Annotated in this window: 12 protein-coding genes; all 12 read left to right on the top strand. The window is 38.5% G+C overall.

Annotated features, from left to right (window positions below):
* Positions 1 to 1,522 (top strand): T9SS type A sorting domain-containing protein (locus B879_RS15635; RefSeq protein WP_157231653.1); only part of this gene is annotated, 1,522 nt, incomplete at its 5' end.
* A 747-nt stretch (positions 1,523 to 2,269) separates the two neighbouring features.
* Complete coding sequence (locus B879_RS15630; RefSeq protein ID WP_009186177.1) at positions 2,270 to 4,744, top strand: T9SS type A sorting domain-containing protein; 2,475 nt, start codon at positions 2,270 to 2,272, stop codon at positions 4,742 to 4,744.
* Between the two features lie 755 nt (positions 4,745 to 5,499).
* Positions 5,500 to 8,589, top strand: coding sequence for a sensor histidine kinase (locus B879_RS15625; protein ID WP_009186176.1), 3,090 nt, complete (start codon positions 5,500 to 5,502; stop codon positions 8,587 to 8,589).
* 98 nt (positions 8,590 to 8,687) lie between these two features.
* A complete protein-coding gene (locus B879_RS15620; RefSeq protein WP_157231651.1) occupies positions 8,688 to 10,427 on the top strand; it encodes a NosD domain-containing protein in 1,740 nt (579 codons plus the stop codon).
* Positions 10,428 to 10,505: 78 nt separating this feature from the next.
* Positions 10,506 to 11,144, top strand: coding sequence for a response regulator (locus B879_RS15615; RefSeq protein ID WP_009186174.1), 639 nt, complete (start codon positions 10,506 to 10,508; stop codon positions 11,142 to 11,144).
* Between the two features lie 535 nt (positions 11,145 to 11,679).
* Positions 11,680 to 13,323 (top strand): protease inhibitor I9 family protein, encoded by a 1,644-nt coding sequence (locus tag B879_RS15610; protein ID WP_009186173.1) that lies wholly within the window; start codon positions 11,680 to 11,682, stop codon positions 13,321 to 13,323.
* A 335-nt stretch (positions 13,324 to 13,658) separates the two neighbouring features.
* A complete protein-coding gene (locus B879_RS21880; RefSeq protein ID WP_009186172.1) occupies positions 13,659 to 14,360 on the top strand; it encodes an FISUMP domain-containing protein in 702 nt (233 codons plus the stop codon).
* 47 nt (positions 14,361 to 14,407) lie between these two features.
* Positions 14,408 to 15,109 (top strand): FISUMP domain-containing protein, encoded by a 702-nt coding sequence (locus B879_RS21875; RefSeq protein WP_009186171.1) that lies wholly within the window; start codon positions 14,408 to 14,410, stop codon positions 15,107 to 15,109.
* Positions 15,110 to 15,168: 59 nt separating this feature from the next.
* Positions 15,169 to 18,240: a ligand-binding sensor domain-containing protein gene (locus B879_RS15595; protein WP_009186170.1), complete on the top strand. Its 3,072-nt coding sequence runs from the start codon at positions 15,169 to 15,171 to the stop codon at positions 18,238 to 18,240.
* 88 nt (positions 18,241 to 18,328) lie between these two features.
* Positions 18,329 to 19,852, top strand: a complete 1,524-nt coding sequence (locus B879_RS15590) for a NosD domain-containing protein (RefSeq protein ID WP_040400869.1) — start codon at positions 18,329 to 18,331, stop codon at positions 19,850 to 19,852.
* A 326-nt stretch (positions 19,853 to 20,178) separates the two neighbouring features.
* Positions 20,179 to 21,876 carry a S8 family serine peptidase gene (locus B879_RS15585; protein WP_009186168.1) on the top strand — a complete coding sequence of 566 codons (1,698 nt, stop codon included), beginning with the start codon at positions 20,179 to 20,181 and terminating at the stop codon, positions 21,874 to 21,876.
* A gap of 142 nt (positions 21,877 to 22,018) precedes the next feature.
* The coding region (locus tag B879_RS15580) for a two-component regulator propeller domain-containing protein (RefSeq protein WP_306413701.1) at positions 22,019 to 22,869 on the top strand (851 nt) is incomplete at its 3' end.

Raw genomic sequence — 22,869 nt, 5'->3', positions numbered from 1 at the left:
AAGCGATTACGAAGCTCCGGTTGTACTGACCAGAAATGTACTGATTGAATTAGAAGCCGGAAGTACCTACACCTTAACCGTGGATGAAGTGGACAACGGCTCGAGCGACAATTGTGGAATTGCTTCCAGAACACTGAGCCAGACCTTGTTCACCGATGCAGATGAAGGGGAAAATACGGTTACCTTAACAGTCACTGACAATGCAGGAAACCAAAATTCAGCTACTGCGATTGTTACGGTGGTGGTTACTACGGCTCCTGAATGTGTGGTAGCAAGAGCCAGGGATATCGTACTCGTGTTGGACAGAAACGGCAATGCAAGTCTAAGATTGAATGATGTTGATGATGGTTCATTCTCCAATTGTTCCAACAGAATTAGAACTAGGGAAGTAGAAAAGACCGACTTCAATTGTGCGGACCTTGGGGAACAGCTGCTCACCTTCAGGGCCATTGATGCCAACGGAAATGTGGGAGAGACCCAGTTTAAGGTAACCGTTCTGGATGAAACCGCGCCGAGTATTGGCAATATTTCAAGGGTCAATGTTACATTGAACCCAGGTCAGACCTATTCCTTACCTGATTTCAGGTTGACTGCACCAGCCACCGACAACTGTGGTGTGGCCGAATACATTCAGATTCCTGCACCTGGAACAGTTTACTCAGCCGCCGGAACCTACTCCATCGTATTGCGTGCGACCGATCAGAGTGGAAATGTAGGGGAAAGAGAAGTGACATTGACCATCAGGTCAAATACCAATAGGCCAGGAAGAGGAAGGATTGAAGCAGTGGAATTAAATGACCTTACCGTTCCTTGGAATACGTCATTTGATGGAGTGATCCAGCTACAGCGTAAGCAGGTAGGCAAAAAGGTAATGGAGGAGCTTGAAATAGGATTTGAGCAAGAGGGTTATGACCCAATGAAACCGGGAACCTATACGGTAAGGTATCACTTTGCAGAGGCAAGGACGCAGGAAATGGCATTCAAAGTCAAAGTGGAAGAAAAACCATTGGCCTTGGATATCCGATTAAGCAGTCCGTTCTTACCAAAAGATTTGGAAGCAGGAATGCCTGTAGGCAGTCTGATTACCGTGGATCCTTCCGATAAATTCCATACCTACCGCATGGATGAACATTCGGCGTTCCGCTTGGAAGGCAGTTCGCTGATCTGGTCCGGAGAAGGTGCACCTCCTGCCACCGCACAGATTATGGTCCACAGCACTGACCGTGCCGGACAGACCATCAGCAGGGAAATCCAGCTCTATAGAGAAACAGGTCCGAATAGTCTGTTGATCTATCCGAATCCGGCCTATAAGGAAACCAATATATTGGTTAACCTGGCACAGGAATCCGATGTGGAGATTCGCATCTTCGATGCTGCCGGCAGATTGGTCTTCACGGAAGAATCTTTCCAGAAAGAAAGTTTTGTCCGCAACATCGACCTGGATCAGCTCAGCTATGGCCTGTACAATGTGGTAGTGAAAGTTAATAACCAATACCTACAGGGTAGATTAGTGAAGCAGTAAATTAAGCAATAGCGCTTGTGCAAAGAAAGCCGCTCCGAAAGGGGTGGCTTTTTTTTGTTTGGGGAGGTTTTAGTGGTTGTCTTGGTTGTTATGGTTGTCGGGTTGTCAGGTTCTCGGGTTGTCGTAGTTGTCGGGTTGTCATGGTTCGGACTTGGATAGGGAAGAAGTAGTTCTAATCGTTGTAGTGGTTAAAATGGTTCCGCCTCGGACAAATAGTAGGGTTGTCGTGGTTTTCATTGTTGTCATAGTTGTCGGGTTGTCGGGGTTAACCCTTTAATTTTTAATCATTTAAACCCACTTTTGCCTTTTAGAACTTGATCTTCCAGTTTTACATGCATTCCTAATTTTTCTTCACTCATCATTTCTAATTCTTCATTTTACATTATTTATCCTGCCCTACAACCTGGCCCCTTACTACCCCGATAGCTATCAGGGGCAGCCAAAGGGCTGATTTCTTAACGCCTGCCTGTAGTCAGAAAGGCTCGGTCCTCCTACAGCCTGGCCCTGGCCTAAAAAGATTCACTTATTAAGGGGTTTTTCCTGCCCTGCAAGCTGGCCCCGGCCTACCCCGAAAGCTTTCGGGGGTCCAAAGGGACATTTTCTAAACGGCCAGTCCCCCCCAAAAGGGGGATTGTGCGGTATATATTTAAGCTTTAATTTTATTTTGAAAATTTTCAAATAGTGAGATATTATTTCACTAAAAAGTTTTTAGCGGATACTTATTTTGAACTTAAACCTTTTAACATCATGAAAAAAAATTACACTTATTACAGAAGTTTTGGATCCATAGAGGCTGTGGATACCAAGAAAAATTCATGTTTTGGGTTACCAATAAATCAATATTGTAAAGTATTGATTTTGGTATTTTGTTTTATTTCCTTCTTTGCTGTTGAATCCTTTGGGACACATTTTAGATATGGAAATATAAGTTGGAGGCAAATTGACGCAAATACAGTTGAATTCCAGGTAGCTATGGCCTTCAGATCTAATTATACTGGCTTTATCGGTGGAGTTCCAGGTAACCTGCTGACTGTTGGAACCACCTTTACTCCTGATTTATTTTTTTTCCACGGTGATGGTACCTCTAGAAGAATTCAGCTCACTGTTACATCCAGGTCCATCAGTGACAATTGGTCTTATGCAGAAGGTACTTTTACAAAAACATATTCAAACTCAAATGGAATCTATCTTGCATATTTTGAAAGCTGTTGTAGAATTAGCACCTTGGTAAACAATAGGGATGCCCGATACCAGGTAGAAACAGTGGTAAATTTAGGGCAGGGAAATACCTCCCCGGTATCCACAATGCCCCCGATTATCAATTTGCCTGTTGGTAATCCTAATGCATCTTTTATAGTTCCAGCTTCAGATCCGGATGGAGATGTTTTGTCATTTTTTCCTACCCCGTCTGCTCAAATGGGAAGTAATTCAAGCAACCCTTCAAGATTTTCAATAAACGAAACAACCGGTATTGCCACATTTAATACTAATGGAACAATAATAGGTCAACTTTACAATGTGTCTGTTACTATAAATGATAATAATGGTTCTAGGATTGCAGTAGATTTCTTAGTTAGAATTGTTCAGGCTTCCAATCCTCCGATTTTTGTTTCACCTACTCCACCGAATGCCAATGTATTTACAATTTCAGTAGGAGAAGAGTTGTCTTTTGTTGTTAAAGCAGAGGATCCTGATCCTGCGGATTTCGTTACTTTACAGGTTGTTGGTTTGCCTTCAACAGCAACAATGACCCCATCATTGCCTTTATCAGGTGGAGTAGGATTACCTGTGGAAAGTTCTTTCTCATGGGTTCCATCAAATACAGGCACATTTATAGTTAATTATACTGCTGAAGATAATAACGGAGCCCAAGCCACAACCTCTGTAACCATAGTAGTAATAGAAAAAGTTTGTGATATCAGTTTGGGAGCCGAATCTACCCCGGTTACTTGTGTGGGCGGAAACAATGGAACGGTTACAGCAGATGCGAGCGGAGGTGCCGAACCATATGAATACTCTATCGATGGTGGAATTACTTACCAATCAAGTAATGTCTTCGATGATTTGGAAGAAGGTACTTACACGATCAGTATCAAAGATGCTAATGGGTGTACAGAGGAAACCAATGTAGATGTGGGTCAACAAAATGACATTCCTGTAATAAATTTCTTAACAGGTCCATCAGAACCCATCTCATTATCAGCAGCAACTGTTCAATTTGAAGCAGGAGTGACAGATGATAACCTTGTTATGGCTGTATGGAATTGGGGAGATGGTCAAACAAGTATCGAAAATGATCCTAACAGTATAATCATTGGCACCCATACTTATCAGCAAGCAGGTGTTTATCCTGTAACGCTAACAGTAACAGATCTTTGTGGGGAAACAGACTCTGAGCTATTTGAATTTGTCGTAGTATTTGATCCAACAGGAGGGTTCGTCACTGGTGGAGGTTGGATTCACTCGCCTGCTGGTGCTTATGTAAATAATCCAAGTGCGGAAGGAAGGGCGAATTTTGGTTTTGTATCAAAATACCAAAGGGGGGCAACTGTACCAACTGGACAAACACAGTTCCAATTTCAGGCCGAAAAATTCAACTTCCACAGTACCTCATATGAATGGCTTGTAGTAGCTGGTCATAGGGCCCAATTCAAAGGTGAAGGAAGAGTAAATGGTCAAAGTGGATATGGATTTATGCTTACAGCAATTGATGGAGATAAAATGGGAGATAAGAGAGAAGATCGGTTTAGAATAAAAATATGGGAATTGACCTCAGAAACTATTATTTATGATAACCAAATGGGCGCCTCAGATGATAGTGAGGCCAGTACTGAACTTCAAGGCGGTTCCATCGTCATTCATGAAGCACCAAGAGGTAATCAAAACAAGCGCATGGAATCAGAGGAAGAGGAGGATGTTGAGGATGAAGTCTCTGAATTGACCGAACAACGGAGCATTTTTGGCGAAATCTCCAGTAATAATCTGAAAATTTATCCCAATCCGGCAAGTACTACAGCCCAAATCCAAGTAAGCTTATCAGGGCTCTCAGATGTAGGCATAAGTATATTTGACAGTGCAGGTAGACTCATTTACGGAGAGGAAAGCCAGGAAGAAAACAGCTTTACGCGTAGCATCCCGCTGGATGGAGTAAGTTCCGGAATCTACCACGTCATCGTAAAAATCAACCACCAGTATATCCAAGGCCGACTGGTCAAGCAATAAAAGCATCTGCTCTAAGTCAAAAAGCCACTCCGAAAGGGGTGGTTTTTTTGTTTGGGGAAGGTTTACTGGTTGTTATGGTTGTCGAAGTTGTCAGGTTGTCATGGTTCGGGCTTGGATAGGAAAGGAGTTGTCGTAGTTGTTGTAATTGTTGTAGTAGTTGTAATGGTTCCGCCTCGGACAAATAGTAGGGTTATCATTGTTGTCATGGTTGTCGGGTTGTCATGGTGAACCCGTTAAGCTTTAAACTTTAATCATTTAAACTGTTTTGCATAGGTAAAAGTAGTTGTAAAGGTTTGAAATTGAATTCTTAACCACAAAGAAACATAGGTCCACATAGTTTCCTCGGATATCAACCGCCTGATTTTAAAAACAAAGGTTGGGTGCTGCCATGCTATGTTTTCTATGATGCTATGTGGCAGATATTTTTACTACACCATAACTTGTCCCGATTTTGGGAGAGAAACATAGTCTACAAAGTTTTCCAGAGATCAACCGTTTACTTGGCCCTTGAATCTTATGTCTTGAGTCTTGTGTCTTGTGTCTAAGATGTAATCTCTTATCAGAACTAAACCTCCAACCTTTAAGCCTTAAACCTTAATCCTTTAAACCCCTTCCACCTTTGCTTTTGATCCAATCCCTTTAGGGATTACCTATGAGCAAACCAATCTTAATTCTTTTCTATCCGCTTCCCATAGTAAATTAATTTGCTTTAAAAGCTTTTTTACGTATATTAAATGCATATTAAGGCAAATGAAATGAATAAAGTTTTTTTAATTATATTTTTAACCTGTTGTTTTTTCAAGCTTACCGCACAGGTTCAACAAAAATTGGATTTTATCCATAAAAATTATGCCATAGAACAGGGGCTGCCTGAAAACAACGTGCTAGCCATCACAGAGGATAATTTAGGCTTTTTGTGGATTGCCACCCCCAATTTTTTATGCAGATTTGATGGAGCAGACTTTAAAGTTTTTCAAAAATCCTTTGATTATTCCCTCAACCCATCATCAGTGCAAATGGGGAAATTGTATGTTCAAAACAAAAAACTTTGGATGATTACCAAAGGTGGTAAATTGGAGTATATGGACTTGGAAACTGAGCTTTTCTATCACATAGACCAGTTCAATAACAGAAATCAGCCCATTCCACCCTTAAAAACATTATACTTTGATGCGCATCAGGTTTTCCTGGGAACTGAACAAGAGGGGCTTTTTATTACAGACAGGGATTTTAACCTGCTCAACCATTACCATACCAAAAGCCACCAAGCCCTGAGCGCTAATACCATCAACCAAATCTTCAAAGAGAAAGACGGTAATTTATGGATACTTACCGATAAAGGTATAAATCGATTGGACACCGGAATACTTACAGTTTTTGAAGCAGACAAATCTTTCACAGATGGATTTGAGCAGAGGAATATCAGGTTGCTCTTTTCAACTTGGCAGGAGGGAACTTGGGTGAAACCGAAAACCTTTGACCGCTTCTATTTCTCACATGACTATTACCCACGCTATGCAGATTTAATGAGGGGACTCAGAATTAATAAAATCTTTAATTATGAAATTTATGCGGGTTATCGGTATGCTACGTGGTTGGCAACATTTGGGGGAGGCTTGAAAGTCATGGACTCAAGAGACCATAATGTATTAGACGTGGCATTGGTCAATAACCCCAGGGAAATAAACTTCATCTACGGATCCCCAAATGGAAAAATCTGGGTAGGAAGCAGACGTAATGGTTTGTATGTCATCGATCCAAGTTTGGCCCTGACTTGGGTTCAATCCCCTGAGGAAAAACGTTTCGAAGGAATATTTCCCCTACAGACCCAAAAACCGGACAAGATGTTTCTTATGACAGAAATGGGTGAGCTGTTCGGATTAAATGCTGAATTTAACCTGAAAGAAATGGAAGGTTTTTCACAGATTTTACCAGATTCGATCTTTAAACAAAAGGGGCAAATCATCCCAATCTTAGGCTCTGAAAGTGTATTGTTGAGCCATAAAACTTCAGATATTTACTTGGTTAGTCCCTTATCAGGACATTATGAACACTCAACCGTCCACCTTCCTGAACAGATAAAGGAAGCCATATTTAAGGCTTCAGATGTACAGATTTTTCAAGACAGCAAAAATGAAAAACACCTGTTTTTTGGGACAGAAAAGGGGTTGTTTTTAAGTGATTTGAAGCATAATAAAACAAAGGAGTTAAGCAGTTTAGCAGTAGAAAAGTTGCTTCTAATGGATCAAAATAAATTGCTGGCCCTATTTAAAAACGGTAGAATTGGTTCAGTTAATTTAATAACCCAAGAATTTGAGCAGCATGAGTTTCTAAAAAGCGCATTCCCTTCCCAAGTGGAAATTACAAGTGCTAAGCTTCAAAATGACTGGTTATGGATAGGCACCTTAGGAAATGGCCTTTATTTAATAAATCTCTTGAATGGAGCAAAAATTCATTTTTCCAAAGATCAGGGATTGCCCAATAATTTTATTATGGGCATGGAATTTTCAGATACCAGAACTTTATGGTGCAGTACCAATAATGGTTTGTTTAAATTAAACTTTTCAAAGTCAGAAAATATAATTCAAATTGAAAACACCTTATACCTGAATTATAAAAACGGACTTCCTGTCAATGCTTTTAATCCTGATATGTCTTTTCATTTCAGAGAAACCAACATTTGTTTTGGGGCAGATCAGGGAATACTTTGTTTGGAAAGCCAGCATCCCTATTGGGAATCATACCAATCAGAATTGTTAATTACAGCCATCAAAGCCAATGGACAGGAAATCCATTCCGAAAAGGGTACACATTTTCTGGAATCTTTAGAGATAGAATACTACCAAAACTCCTTAGAATTTTATTTTACATCGCTGTCCAGAAATGTACCTGAAAACCTCAATTACAGCTATAAATTGGTTGGCTATGATGAGGACTGGGTGACAGCAGGCGACCGCAGATACGCCTCTTACACCAATTTAGACCCGGGAGATTACCTATTCCAAGTTAAGTTGACCAATGAAAATTATGTGGGAGCTCCTCTTAAGGCCGTTTCCATACAGGTGAAACAGGCTTTTTGGCAAAGCATTTGGTTTAAACTTTTGGTAGGTTTCTGGGTTTTGGGGATCATTTACCTACTGTATAGGCTCAGATTGAATTATATTTTGACAGTGGAAAGGGTCAAAGAAGAGATTTCCGCTGACCTCCATGATGACCTTGGAGCCCGCTTGACTACCATTCAATTGCTTTCTGCCATTCACAAGCAAAAATTCAAGGACCATCCTGAAGTAAAAAAATTGCTATCGAATATCGACCAAGAAATCCATAACTCATCAGAAGCCTTGCATGAATTGGTGGGCAATATCAAAATGAAAGAGGACGACCTGGAAGGATATTTTTCCAAACTTCGACGCTATGCGAGTGAAACCTTAGATCAGGCAAATTTGCATTATCAAATAACCATACCGGAAAATATTAAGCATGTCAGGTTATCTGTCAAAAAAAGAAAAGACATTTATTTTATCCTGAAGGAACTCATCAATAACATCCGCAAGCATGCCCAAGCAAACCGTGTGGAAATCCGAATGGATAATAAAGAAAACAGGTTGATTATGAGTGTTGTGGATAATGGCGTTGGATTTAATCCACAACACAATAGCCACAGAAATGGCATTAAAAACCTCAAGGCCAGGGTGGAAAAATATGGCGGAACGTTTGAGTTGCATACAAAAAAAGGAGAGGGGACTAATATCCATATTACCATACCCCACGATCAAATCACTTTAATCAAAAACATGTGGTCGAAGGGGCTACAACAGGCTGGTAGAATTTGGATTTTCAATTGAATTAAATGACAGGGAGGTTGAATTTACTGGAATTTAAGCATTATAAAGCATCAGGGATTTTTTGGCTTCTTTTCCTTGTCTCATTTCATTTTTCAGTCATGGCACAGAACCTTTATGTGGTCAACAGTACGGACGATTTGGAAGATATTGATTTATCTGATTCCATTTGCGCGGATAAAAACGGGAATTGTACCTTAAGAGCAGCCATTCAAAATGCCAATAAAAGCCGGTTGAAAGATAAAATCACTTTTGATTTGGACGTGGAAGGAGTGAAGACCATTAACTTGAAGGAGGGTTTACCAGCCATCAAATATGGAATTATCATCCAAGGTACTGAACCTGGTAAAAAGATCACGTATCATAATTGCATTGTCATTGATGGGAGTCAAATTGACCAAACTGCCCATTTGCCCGAAGACATACAGCAAAGAAGTGCTTTTAATTTGGCTAAAAACGCCAATGGCAGTGTTATTTCCGGCTTAGCTTTTCGGGCTTTTGGCAATCAGGCAATTTTCGTAGATTCAGATGAAAACATTATTCAAAACAATATTTTTGGGTTTCCTATTAAAGACAGCTTGAAAATTAATAAATATGGGCTTTGGGTGTATGGCCATAAAAACCTTGTAGGAGGTTATTTGCCTCATGAAAAAAATTATTTTTTTGGAAACATTGCAGGAGTTGCACTCACCGGGACAGAAAATAGCATAATTGGAAATGATTTCGGATACGATGCCCATGAAGAAAAAGTGATCGGCAATACTTCAGGAATAACACTCAATGCAAGCACGAGAAACAATCTCATCAGTCATAACCTGATTTCAGGAAACACAATAGGCCTACAGCTATTCGGGCCTGGTAATAGGGTATTTAAAAACAAAATAGGTACAGATCATTCAGGAAGTAAAAAAATCGGGAATCAATTCGGGATAATCGTAAGTGAATGTTACGGCTCCACTATTGGAGAGGCAAACCTAGGAAATCTGATCTCAGGAAATGAAGTAGGAATACTGATCGATCCTTTTCAAAGAACAACAGGGATTTCAAATTTTTCTAGAACCAAATTTCAAAATGTTCAAATCAAGGGAAATAAAATCGGAACAGATATTACAGGAAAATTCCCCCTGGGCAATAGAAATGGAATTGCATTAAAATATTCAGGAGGGATACTAATAGGGGGACTTACCGCCAAAGAAGCTAACCTTATTTCAGGTAATCAGGAAAGTGGCATTCTGCTCTTGGATGCATTTGAAAACATAGTGGCAGGGAATCGAATAGGCACTGATATTTCAGGGACCTATCCCATTGCCAATACAGCAGGCATTTGGATCTCATCAGAGGAACACCAAGGTTTTTCGGAACTCAATGTGATCAAAAATAACCACATCAGTGGCAACTCAGAAGTGGGTATTTATGTAGGTGATAGGGTTTCCAAGTTAAGCATCCAATCTAATATCATTGGCTACAATGCAAGTCATGCTGTCAACCCAAGTAATCAACATGCAGGTATTATCATTCGCTCAACTGCTCCTGATATCTGTATTGGTGGAGAGGAAAAAGAAGCCTTCAATTTGCTTTCAGGACATGCTTACGGATTGGTGCTGCCAAACCTTTGGGATGCCAGAAGTTTGATTGAAGATAAAAACCTGATCCATAACAATACCATAGATTTCCATGATCAGGAAGGTCTGCCTTTAAATTTGGAGTTTGCCATCAGTCACATTCCATACTTGAATAAGATTTTAACAAGAGAATGGCTGGTATTTGAAATTCAAACACAACGGTTGAATCAAGAAAGGATAACATGGTGGCAAAAAAATATAGATAACATGCCGGATTAAATTTACTAAATAGCTCAAATTGTCCATCCCCCCCTTATAGGGGATTGTAAATAATACAAAGAATGGTTTATTTTAATTATGAAAACCCAATTGGTTATTTTTGAAGACAATGAAAACCTTAGGAAATCCTTGGTTGTCCTGCTCAACAGCAGTGAAGAATACCAAGTGGTAGGAGACTTCCCCAATGTTTTGAAAGCAGGAAATCAGGTAAAGGATTTAGATCCTGACATGATCATTTTGGATATCGATATGCCTGGAAAGGATGGAATATCTGTCATCCCGGAAATCAAGGAAAGCAAACCTGAAATTTCCATTGTCATGTACACCCAATTTGAAGATGAGGATAAAATTTTCCGTAGCCTCTGTGCAGGGGCGGATGGCTATATTTTGAAAAAAACCTCTCCCATGGTTTTATTTCAGGCCTTGGAAGAGGTACGAAAGGGTGGGGCTCCACTATCACCGGCCATCGCAAAAAAAGTTCTGGCCTCTTTCCATCAAAAAGCAAACAATGCCTTAAAATATAACCTGACCCCCAGAGAAATTGAAGTGTTGAAATTATTGATCAAAGGATACAGCATCAAGTACATTGCTGCAGAATTGTTCATCGCTTATGATACCTGCAAAGCCCATTTGAAAAACATTTATACCAAACTGCATGTCAATTGCGGGAAGGAGGCCATTGCTAAAGTACTGGCTGAGCGGATAATTTTTGATTAGATTTCTAAGTGCTGGCATACTTTTTTCGATATTGTTTTACATGCATATCCGTAATGACACCAGTAGCCAAATATAATTTTTTCACCTCGGCAAGCTCGGTGACCGGGTTCAGGAAACAATACGTATTTTCATTAGCCACACTTCAACAAGTCCAGAGTTTCGATTTTGTCTTGGCTCTTTTTTTCATTTTTCATTCCTAATTCTTCATTTTACATTTTACATTATTTATCCTACGCTACAGGCTAACTCCAAACTCACTTTTGCCTTTTTACTTTTGCCTTGGTTCTTACTTCTCATTTTTCACTCCTAATTCTTCATTTTCCAGCCCTACAGCCTGGCCCCGAGCTAAAAAGCTCCACTGGAGCTTTTTTTAACGCCTGCCTGTAGTCAGACAGGCTCGGTCCCCCACAAAAAGGGGATTGACAGCTTTTTATATTATGGATAGATTGATTAAAAGAATAAAAGCATTTAATAAAGCTTAAAATCAAACTATTTGGGATATACGACCCTATTTTCAACTTAAACCTTTTACGTGATGTCAGCAATGAGAAACTTTAAACTTAAAAACACCCTACCCTTATGGGGGGTATTGTTGGTATTAATGGTCTTTTCCTGTCAGGATCTGAATATGGAGGACCATAAGATGGAAGATTTGTCCAAATTGGATCAAATTTCCTCAAATGTAGTACCGGGGAAGTACATAGTTACTTTACACAGCAACCAAATCAATTTCCGGAAATCCGGTAAATACGAAGAGGTACAGGCCGGAATGCGGAAAATCGTTTCTGATATCTTGATCAGGTATAACATTCATCCTGATAAAGTAGATGATGTATATGGACATGCATTTGAAGGTTTCTCTGTTCAAATGGAATCATTTGAATTAAAACTTCTGGAACAAGAACCTAGTATCAAGCAAATTATTCCAGATCAGTATGTTATTGGCCATACCAACTTCAAAAAAGGGGGGAATAATGGCAAAGGTGGCGGAGGAGGAAATGACCCTGCCCCAGAGCCAGAACCGGATCCTGAGCCTGAGCCAGAACCAGATCCAATAAAACAAGTAGAATGGTATTTGGACAGAATCGATCAAAGGGCTTTACCTTTGGATGGAAAATTTATCGCTCCAAAAACAGGTAAAGGGGTCACAGCTTATATGATAGGAGCGCCCATTCTGGAGGGTCTTGATGAATTTGGAGGAAGGGCCAGTAATGAAGACCTTACGGGAGATGGGGAAAATACTGACCTCTTAATGGATTTTGGGGTTTTGAATGCTGCAGCTTTAGGAGGGAAAAGTTATGGCGTGGCCAAGGAAGTAAATATCATCAGTTTGGATGTTGTAGGAAAAGGTGAAGCTACCGTAAGTGCTTACCTTAAAGGAATGGATCATATTTTAGCGGAGGGAGTCAAGCCAGCAGTAATCTTCTTACCCTTGATGGGGAGCGACATTGATAATGAATTGGTGGAATCTACGATTAATGAACTTTATCAAGAGGGATATCCAATCTTTACCTATGGAGCATTCGATGAACATGTCTGTAATATGGTTCCAGCTAAATTTCCCACAGTTTTTACTGTTAGCAGTTTGGGATGGGATGATGCTAAGGCCTGGATCAGTGGATATGGTTCATGCATTGATTTATTTGCACCGGGTGTAGCCGTATTGAGGGGAGGTTTTCCCGAGTACCCTACCGATGAATTCTTTGATATTTCGTATGAGAATGCAGCATGTCTGGCAGCCGGGGTGGCAGCACTTTATTTGGAAGACAGGCCAAATGCTACTCCCCAACAGGTTTATGATTTTCTATTCGAAACCTCAACAAAAGATGTTGTCAGGTTCTCCAATTCCATCAATAATCACCTGTTATTTTCTGGCTTGAATGATGATGGTGCAGGGGAAATAGACCCCAATCGTCCTGATTATGCTTTTGATCTAGAGGCAAGGGCAGAAAGAACAAGAGGCAATAACTATAATATAATTTTTGAGTGGAGTCTCATAGAAAGCGAAACCAACCGGCTTAATGTGTATCAAGATGGAGAGGGGATAGGAAGTGTGGTAGCCGATCAGGGCTTTTGGATGATCAGCGAAAGTGGTAAAAACATCCCACCAAGAACTTATAAATTCTGTGTACCCAAAAGCAACTTATGCTCCAATGAAGTAATAGTCACGTTTAATTAATGTTTAGTTGTTAGAGCCACTCCGAAAGGGCGGCTTTTTTTGCGAAGAGTTAGGTGAAGGTCTTGTCTTCTCTGGTAGCTTGTTTGATAAGGAACTTATTCCGTGAGGGATTAATGAGCGGTTTGATAAAATTTGAACGCCAAAATCCGCCCCTTAATTGTGGATATTTATTAACTATCCCAAACCTATATGATAAAAAAATCACCCAAAAAGGGGATTGCCAACCATTTAGGTATAAACTAAATTGGTTTTTAAAAATAGTTACTCCTATCGCAGGTATTTTTCCTAATATTTTGAATACCTGCTACAAACGATCAAATAAATCCAAAAGGGAAATGAAGGTTTTAAAAATGATTACCAGATCTCAAATTATTTTGACACTATTTATAGGCCTAGGGTTGGTTATATTTTCCTGTGAAGAAAAAGAGGAACCCATAGTTGAAGAAGAAATTCAGGAAACTGTCAGGGATATAGATGGAAATGAATATAATGTAGTATCCATTCAAGGAATTAAGTGGCTTCATCAGAACCTTAGAACATCCAAATACAGGGATGGAAGAGAAATTCCTGAGGTGCAGGATAACTTAGCATGGAGTCAATTGACCACTGGAGCCTTTTCTTGGTATAACAATAAAAATGCAGCTAATCTAGGACATGGTAAACTCTATAATTGGGAAGCAGCGACTTGTTGTGACATTTGCCCAGAGGGTTTTAGGGTTCCTACCAAAGAAGACTTTGAAAGGGTTAGGCTAATTTTAGGTGAATATATATGTGAAGAAATTGATTGCCCCCCTTTTTTACCATGGATAATTAGAGAATCTCTGTATGAAGGAAAAAGAAACCCTAATGGTACATTTCTTATTCCAAAAGAAACACGATCAGGTCTTTGGACTATTGAAAAGAAAAACGATGAGGAGTCAATCATTTATCAACTCAATAATAGTTTTGGAAGTATTGATAATATCTCATTGACTTTTAGGGAATCAACCGCACCTGTTAAAAGTGGTCTTCCTATTAAATGCGTTGAAAACAGATAACAAATATGGATAATTTTAATTCTTTCTTTCAATCGATGATAACTTTGATGTTAATTATCGGTATTGGTTTTATTTTATATGCATGCAGAGATAAAGAAGAACCTGTTTTTACCGAAGAACCCGAAAAACCCACCATTACCGACATTGATGGAAATGTTTATGATATCGTAGAATTTGCAGACAATTGGTGGATGGTGCAAAATCTGAGAACCAGCAGGTATACTAACGGAGAACCCATCCCTGAGGTAGCAGATAATGTTGAGTGGTCCGAAATGGAAACAGGAGCTTTCTCTTGGTTTGACAATGATCCAAGCCTAGATACTTCTTATGGTAAAATGTACAACTGGTATGCAGCTACCTGTTGTTCTATTTGTCCAGAAGGCTGGAGATTACCTAATGATACTGATATCAAAAAAGTCGCCGATAGGAGACTTACCCCCCCTATGCTTTCATTTATCTACTTAGATGCGGGTTGGGCTGATGATTATACATTTAGGTCTGGAGTCAGGTTTAGTGATGGCACTTTTGCAAGCAGCCAAATTGAAGATAGGGATTGGGGAACCTCAACTGAATTTACCTTTAAATGGGGGATTAACGCCTCTCAGCCACACCTCTCAGCTTGGCCTCATGGTTTTTACAATTTAGTTGTCAGCAGTGATGAAGGAACCGGCTATATCATTGCAGACCTAATTTCTATGAATGTAACCGCTAATATGGGAGGATATATACGTTGTGTTAAGATAAAGTGACATAAAAATGAAATAATCACCTGATTTGATGTATATTAAATGTAAATATTTGGTAATACATGAGATCCATTATTTTCAAATTATTCTATTTGCCTTTTTTTTTGGCTCTGGAAGTTTTTGCCCAATTGCCTGATTTCACTTTTAGAAATATCCACACAGACCATGGACTTCCCGAAAATATTGTTTTGGATATCAAAGAAGATTCCTTGGGGTTTATTTGGATAGCGACTCCCAATTACCTCAGTAGATTTGATGGAAAGGATTTTAAAGTTTTTCCAAAGGCTTTTGATTACAGAACAGACCTTGAAAATTTTAAATTGGGAAAAATAAGTGTGAATCAGCAGTCTTTATGGGTAATCACCAAAGGGGGGCAGCTAGAGCTTTTCAACTTAAAGGAAGAGTCTTTTAGAAAAATAAGCTACTTCAATGACAGCATTCCGATCCCCGAATTAAGAAGCATTTATCTAAATAAAGAAAACCAAATCTTACTGGGCTCTGAGCATCATGGGGCCTACTTGCTTGATCAAGAATTGAATCTGCTTAAACATTTTCACGTAGACGCCAGTGAAAAGAATAGCCGCATCATTTCCAATAAAATCAATGCAATTCATCAGGATGTAGCTGGAAGAATTTGGATTTTAACAGATAAAGGGGTCAACCTGATTCAAGAAGATGGCAAAGTAATACTGCTTTTGGATGGGATTAACACAAGTACATTTTTAGAGGATGCTGTTCATTACGATGCAGTGGCAATTGGTACGATAGGAGATACCTATTTTGCCGGTTCCCTTCTATGGGAAAATTTATCAAAACCTCTGAATTGGAATGAGCAAACAATATCAGGAGACTTGAATATTCTTTCCCTTTATTTTGACAACAAGCGAAGAATGTGGTCTGGAAGTTTGGGTAATGGCATTTTCGTGATCAATCATGGAGGAACCTATGAAATTAAGCAACTACTCTCAATAAAAGGAAAATCCAATGCACTTACCGACAATACCGTTTTGTGTATGTATGGGAATGGAGAAAACGGAGGTCTCTGGATCGGTACAGATGGGGGCGGAATCAGTTATTTTGATGAAGGGCCTAATTACTTTAAATACCTTTTTGAGAATGAAATAAAAGAAGACATAAACCCCAAGCACATTACAGCTATCCAAAAAGAACATGATAAATTGCTTTGGGTCAGTTCCCTTTCACACGGTCTCCTTGCCATTGATTCTACCAATAATTTGACCAAGCAAATCTTATTGCCTGATTTGAACCAGGATTATTTTAAGAACAACCGTATTCTTGATTTTTGGATAGATGAGCAGATATATATCGGTACATCAGAATATGGATTACTTATTCTGGACAAGAAAAATCATAGCGTATTAAGAACCCTAAATGTTGACAATCAATCTTTGCCCAGTAATCGTGTAAAAAATATTAAACCTATTGATGGAAATCATTTAGCCGTTGTCACGTCAAACGCTATAACACTTTTGAATGTAAATGACTTTACTGGCCAAACCTATGAATTATCCATTGATGATGAAATTTCATCCATAGAATTGATCATTGAAGAAGTTCTTGCTCTATCTACTGAAAAATCAGGCATTTATTTATTTAAGTTGGAAGATGGAAATTTTGAAAAACTTTCCTTAAATGTTTCAGAAATAGAATTAGATAGGATTCCAATCAATGGGCTACATTACACAAATGGCTGGCTTTGGGCCTCTGCCAATGATAGGGGTATTCTGGCCATTGACCTTGAGAGAAGGAAATCCAAGTTATTCAATGCAAAAGATGGAATCCCTTTGGGAATCAATTATGGAATCCTCCCTCAGGACACCCGTACACTGTGGGTAAGCCATAGCAAAGGAATTTATAAGTTGATTTTTGAAAAAATTGAAGGCGATATTTTTATTGAAAACATCAAGCCTTTTCAACAGCTGAATAAATTTGAGATCAGTAATTACAGTGCCCATGCAACTTTCAAAGAACTGGATGGCAATATGTATTTTGGCGGAATTTCAGGACTTGTTTTTTTTGATCCTGATGACATTCCAAGCAATAAAAAAGAAGTGAATCTTGTATTTACAGAGGTAAAAGTCAATAATCAAACAGTGGAATCCGATCAAGCACATCCGTTTTTGGAAACTTTAAAGCTTCAACACTTTGAAAATTCCATAGCATTAAATTTTGCTGCCCTGAAATCTTCATTACCTGATGAACTGGAGTTCAGTTACAGGCTACTTGGATATGAAGAAGATTGGATCTCAATTGGCAATAGGAATTTTGTGGAATTCACCAACCTTGACCCTGGAAATTATACCTTTCAGGTAAAATTAGACGAGAGCTCGATAGAAAGTTCTTCTATTTCTTCCCTCCAAATACAAATAGAACCAGCCATATATCAACGCTTTTGGTTTCAATTATTGGTCTTAATTACAGTATTAGGCCTATTTTATACTTTTTACAGGTTAAGGGTAAAGCATATTTTGGAAATGCAGGAGATCAAAGAAGGCATCTCGGCTGATCTACATGATGACTTGGGTTCAAGGTTGACCACTATCCATCTCCTTTCCGCCATTTCAAAGGGTAAATTCAAGCAAGATTCTGAAATTAAAGATCTGTTGAGTCAGATAGATAAAGAGGTCAATGCCTCCTCAGAGGCCTTGCATGAAATAGTTGGTAATATAAAAACCCATGATGAGGATTTTGAAGAGTTTTTAGCCAAAATCAGAAGGTACATCAGCGAGGCCTTGGACAGTACAGATACCATTTATCAGATCAATTCTGAAGATAATGTTTCCTTTGCAAAATTATCCATGAGAAAGCGAAGGGAAATTTTTTTAATCATCAAAGAATTGGTCAATAATATCAGAAAACATGCGCATGCCTTGAGGGTCAACTTTAAAATAGGAGAGAAAGATGGGAAGTTTTATCTCATGGTAGAAGATGATGGTATTGGCTTTGATCCCGATACACCCACGCACAGAAACGGGTTGAAAAATCTTAAATACAGAATTGGAAAATGGAACGGGAAGCTTTCTATCCATTCGAATAAAGGAAAGGGAACAAGGATAGAAGTATGGATACCTTTTGATAAGGTTAATTTACTTCAGAAATTATGGTTAGCTTAATTCAAGATTGACCAAAGGTGGCTTGTATTTAATGACCAAAATACTGTACTTCAAAAAGAATGATTAAAAAATTAAGGTTTTCATGTGCATGCAACAATTAAAAGTCTTTTTTGCTTTCCTACTCATCCATTTTTGGCTAAGCCATTATACTGTTGCACAGGTCACTTATGTGGTAAACAGTGTGGAAGACCATGATGACCTGGATTTGGCAGACAAAACATGCGCAGACCAATTTGGTAATTGTACCTTGAGAGCAGCCATTCAAAATGCCAATAAAACCAAGGAAAAGGATAGAATTATATTTAAGCTAGATGGAGACGGCCCTTTTGTTTTTGACCTGAAGAAAAATTTACCTAAAATCATTTCCCCTTTGGAAATTGACGGAACTTCCCAAAATGGCTATGCTTTAGATCAAGTTCAAATTATCTTATCGGGCAAAAATGTAAAAAGCGCAATTGATTTCAACCTATCGCCCAATTCCTGGGCAAATGGCATTCAATTGATGGAAGGGAGTTCGGGCAGTGCAATCAAAGGGCTATGCATCATTGGCTTTGAAGGATTGGGAATCCGGATTTTGAATTCAAATGATAATGTCATTACCTCTAGTTTTATTGGTGTGCATCCCTTAATCCATTCGGAAACATCAGGAAATATTTCAGGTATCAGTATTGATGGTAGTGATAATACCATTGGGGGTTATTCCTCGTTTGAAAGGAATATTATTTCTGGGCATGAAAGTACAGGAATCACAATTCGAAGATCTGGAAACAGGATTATAGGGAATTTTATCGGCACTGATCCGAAAGGGGAAATTAGTTTAGCGAATCGCTTTGGTATTCAATTGGACCCAAGTGCAAGATCAAACTTCCTGATTGACAATTTAATTTCAGGTAATTTGGAAGATGGCATCAGAATAAGCTTTTCAAGAGATAAGAATTTTATTTATTCCAATAAAATCGGCACCAATTATAAAGGAAATAAGGCATTACCAAATAAAACAGGCATCATGCTATGGAATAATTTGCAGGCACATGTCGGCAGTTATGAAAAAGGGAACCTTATATCAGGCAATGATATTGGTATCCATTTAATTCCCACCTCAAACCAAGCGGAACTTTTAAACCAACTAAAAGCAAATTACATAGGGGTTGATATTAAGGGCACTCTTGCCCTACCCAATAGGATAGGGATTTTAATTGAATGTTCAGGAAACGTTGTTGGAAGTATAGAAGAAAATGGCAGAAATCTGATTTCAGGAAATTTAGAAGCTGGAATAGTAATAAGAAATGGTAGTCTGAATATTATTCAGGGCAACTTCATAGGAACAGATAAAACCGGAAAATATGCCATACCTAATGGGCATGGTGTCATTTTCGAAACTTCCAAAAAGGAATTGGCCACTACCGAAAACATTCTGAGGGATAATCTTATTTCGGGAAATATGTATAATGGTGTAATTCTTCAGGAAGATATAAAAGATAATATGCTTTTCAAAAATAAGATCGGTTTATCTAAAGATGGACAATCATCTCTACCCAATGGATTACGTGGTGTTTTAATGAATTCTGATGCGTTAAATTGTATAGAGGAAAATGAAGGTCTAGAGAATTGAATCCGATTAATTAGGTGTTGCTAAATATATTTTTATAAACAAGTAGTTGATGCTATCAAAATTTCAATCCCGCATCCCACCTATTCTAATAAAAAAAACCAAAAATTTAACCTGTAAACCCTTAATCATTTAAACTTCTATTTCTTTCTTTTTCAACCTGACACTTTTGAGATTACAAATAGTGACATCAAAACCAACCTAAAAAGGGGATTGACAGCTTTTTATATTATGGATAGATTGGTTATAAGAATAAAAGCATTTAAGAAAGCTTAAAATCAAACTATTTGGGATATACGACCCTATTTTCAACTTAAACCTTTTACGTGATGTCAGCAATGAAATATTTCAAACTCAAAAACACCCTACCCTTATGGGGGGTATTGATGGTATTAATGGTCTTTTCCTGTCAGGATCTGAATATGGATGACCATAAAATTCAGGATGTTTCCATCATGGATGAAATCTCATCCAATATAGTGCCGGGAAAGTACATTGTTACTTTACACAGCAACCACATCAATTTCCGGAAATCCGATAATTACGAGGATGTGCAGGCCGGAATGCGGAAAATTGCCAATGATATTTTGATCAGATATGATGTGAACCCGGAAAAAATAGATGCAGTTTATGGTCATGCCTTGACAGGTTTTTCCTTAACGCTAACTGATAACGAATTCCAATTATTAAGTCAGGATAGGGATATAAAAATTATCGAACCTGACATTTATATTTTGGAATCTTATAACCAAAGAAGAATTCCACCTGGACAGAATAAACCTAAAGAAGAGGAAGAAGAAGAAGAAAAAGAAGGTGACAATCCTGATCCAGTTGACCCAGGGCCAACGGATCCCAACCCTCCGGTGGGAAGTGTTCAAAACAATGCACCAAAATATTTGGATAGAATCGATCAGAGGGCTTTGCCTCTAAACGGAACTTATACATATACCAAAAGTGGCGCCGGAGTTACAGCTTACATTCCATATGGTTTAATTAGTACTGAATTTACCCAAGATCTTGGTAATCGGTTTTCAAATATTAACTTGACAAATGATAGCACAGAAATAAACGGGAGCAGTACCAATAGTGCTATTGTAATTGGGGGAACAACTTATGGGCCAGCGAAAGGAGTAAATTTAGTAGGAATAAAATCCCTTGAATCAACATATAATGGTGACTATGCCGAAACTGTTTCAAATATTATAAAAGTTTACGATGAAATCCTGGCACAGAATAAAAAACCTGCGGTAGTGATTACCTGGCTCCTTAGAGAAAATCCTGGAACCGCTTATTTTACCGCTATTAAAAACCTATACAATGCCGGATATCCATTATTTGTAAGTGCTGGTGCCTGGGGGGAGGATGCCTGTACCTGGGCAAGTTCCTATAGCCCTTATGTTTTTATCGTCGGTATGGCTAGAATTGATGATACAAAGAGTGCTTCGAGTAATTATGGTAGTTGCATAGATTTATTTGCTACTAGTACAGATTGGGGACATGACCCAGATGGCTACAACGAGGAATGGATGCCGGGTTTTGGAATAAATCCTAATTTTTTAGCTCCTGGCCTGGCAGCGGGTGTCGCTGCAAAATTTCTTGAGGAAAACACTGGTGCATCTCCCAGTGAGGTATACCAATTTTTAAGAAACACCTCTACAAAAAATGTAGTTAAATTTTCGAATTCATTACACAACCATTTATTGTTTAGCGGATTGAGTATGGAAGGAGCTGGACAGATTGATCCTAATAGAACTAAATTTTATCTTGATCTAGCTGGGAGTAGTTCAAGAATTCGAGGTAATAATTATCAAGTTATTCTGGAATGGAATATTGTAAGAGAATCAGAATACCTGATGGATGTTTACGAAGATGGGGTTAAAGTGACCACCATAAGTGGGGGTAATTTTTTCCGAACCACAAAGTTCTTTTATCATGTCAGTGGAAATAATCTTGCCCCAAGAACCTATAAAATCTGCTTACCAGGGACCAATAAATGCTCCAATGAAGTTGTAATTGAATTTAGTTGATCCTCTTTCTTTCACCCTGGCTATTTGTGGTCAGGGTGTTTTTTATATAAAAAGTTTGGTGGTAATTTTCAATTAGTCCACTTTACAATTTATTTTATTTATGGTACATTAGAAGATGATGGATGCTAAGTATTTACACTTCTTGCTAATCTATTTTTCCTGTGTGAATCTTTTTGGCCAATCCGTAGATTTTATTCACAAAAACATCACCATTGAACAAGGCCTTCCGGAAAACACAGTATTGGATATTGTAGAAGACCAAATGGGCTTTATTTGGCTGGCTACCCCTAATTTTTTGTGCCGGTATGATGGGGCCGACTTTAAACTTTTTCAAAAGTCCTTTGACCTGAAAATAGAAACAGAAAAGTTTAGAAAAGGGAAACTCTTTTTAAGGGAAAATAAGCTTTGGATGATTACCAAGGGAGGAAAACTGGAGTACATGGACCTTTTGACGGAAAATTTTTTTCCTCTAAATAATTTTAAAAATGATATTAAGGAGATAAAGGATTTAAACAGTATCTATTTTACAGAAGACAGGCGAGTTTATTTGGCTACGGAAGGGGATGGTCTTTATATCGTGGATATGGAATTCAATATTATTAACCACCTTACTGATCAAGGAAAAAATAAGCTTTCCTCCAATTATATCAATGCGGTATTTAAGGATAATAGCAATCAGGTATGGGCATTGTCCAACAAAGGCCTAAATAGAATTAAACATGGGGTAATTGAGCGTTATATGGAAGAAACAAACTTTTCTATGGGGCTACAATTACCCTTTCTAGAAAGGTTAGGGCTGGCCACAATAGGGCAGGGCATAGTAGCTAAAGACGTAGCCACAGAAAGTTTTCACCCGCTTTTCTATTATTCTAAGAATCAAGAAGTGGTAGAGAATTTATTCATTTCCGATCTTTTTTTGTTACCAAGAGGTCTGATTACAGATTGGAAAACTTGGATTGGTAGCATTGGAAATGGATTGATGGTGGAAAGTAA

This window comes from Cecembia lonarensis LW9, assembly GCF_000298295.1.
Lineage (GTDB): Bacteria > Bacteroidota > Bacteroidia > Cytophagales > Cyclobacteriaceae > Cecembia > Cecembia lonarensis.
This window is presented reverse-complemented; position numbering and strand designations above follow the sequence as displayed.

Bases quoted from the DNA above. Each gene is read 5' to 3' on its own strand.
- B879_RS15595 (WP_009186170.1), top strand. From the start codon at position 15,169: ATGAGATCCATTATTTTCAAATTATTCTATTTGCCTTTTTTTTTGGCT.
- B879_RS15625 (WP_009186176.1), top strand. From the start codon at position 5,500: ATGAATAAAGTTTTTTTAATTATATTTTTAACCTGTTGTTTTTTCAAG.
- B879_RS15585 (WP_009186168.1), top strand. From the start codon at position 20,179: ATGTCAGCAATGAAATATTTCAAACTCAAAAACACCCTACCCTTATGG.
- B879_RS21875 (WP_009186171.1), top strand. From the start codon at position 14,408: ATGTTAATTATCGGTATTGGTTTTATTTTATATGCATGCAGAGATAAA.
- B879_RS15615 (WP_009186174.1), top strand. From the start codon at position 10,506: ATGAAAACCCAATTGGTTATTTTTGAAGACAATGAAAACCTTAGGAAA.
- B879_RS15620 (WP_157231651.1), top strand. From the start codon at position 8,688: ATGGCACAGAACCTTTATGTGGTCAACAGTACGGACGATTTGGAAGAT.
- B879_RS15590 (WP_040400869.1), top strand. From the start codon at position 18,329: ATGCAACAATTAAAAGTCTTTTTTGCTTTCCTACTCATCCATTTTTGG.
- B879_RS21880 (WP_009186172.1), top strand. From the start codon at position 13,659: ATGAAGGTTTTAAAAATGATTACCAGATCTCAAATTATTTTGACACTA.
- B879_RS15610 (WP_009186173.1), top strand. From the start codon at position 11,680: ATGTCAGCAATGAGAAACTTTAAACTTAAAAACACCCTACCCTTATGG.
- B879_RS15630 (WP_009186177.1), top strand. From the start codon at position 2,270: ATGAAAAAAAATTACACTTATTACAGAAGTTTTGGATCCATAGAGGCT.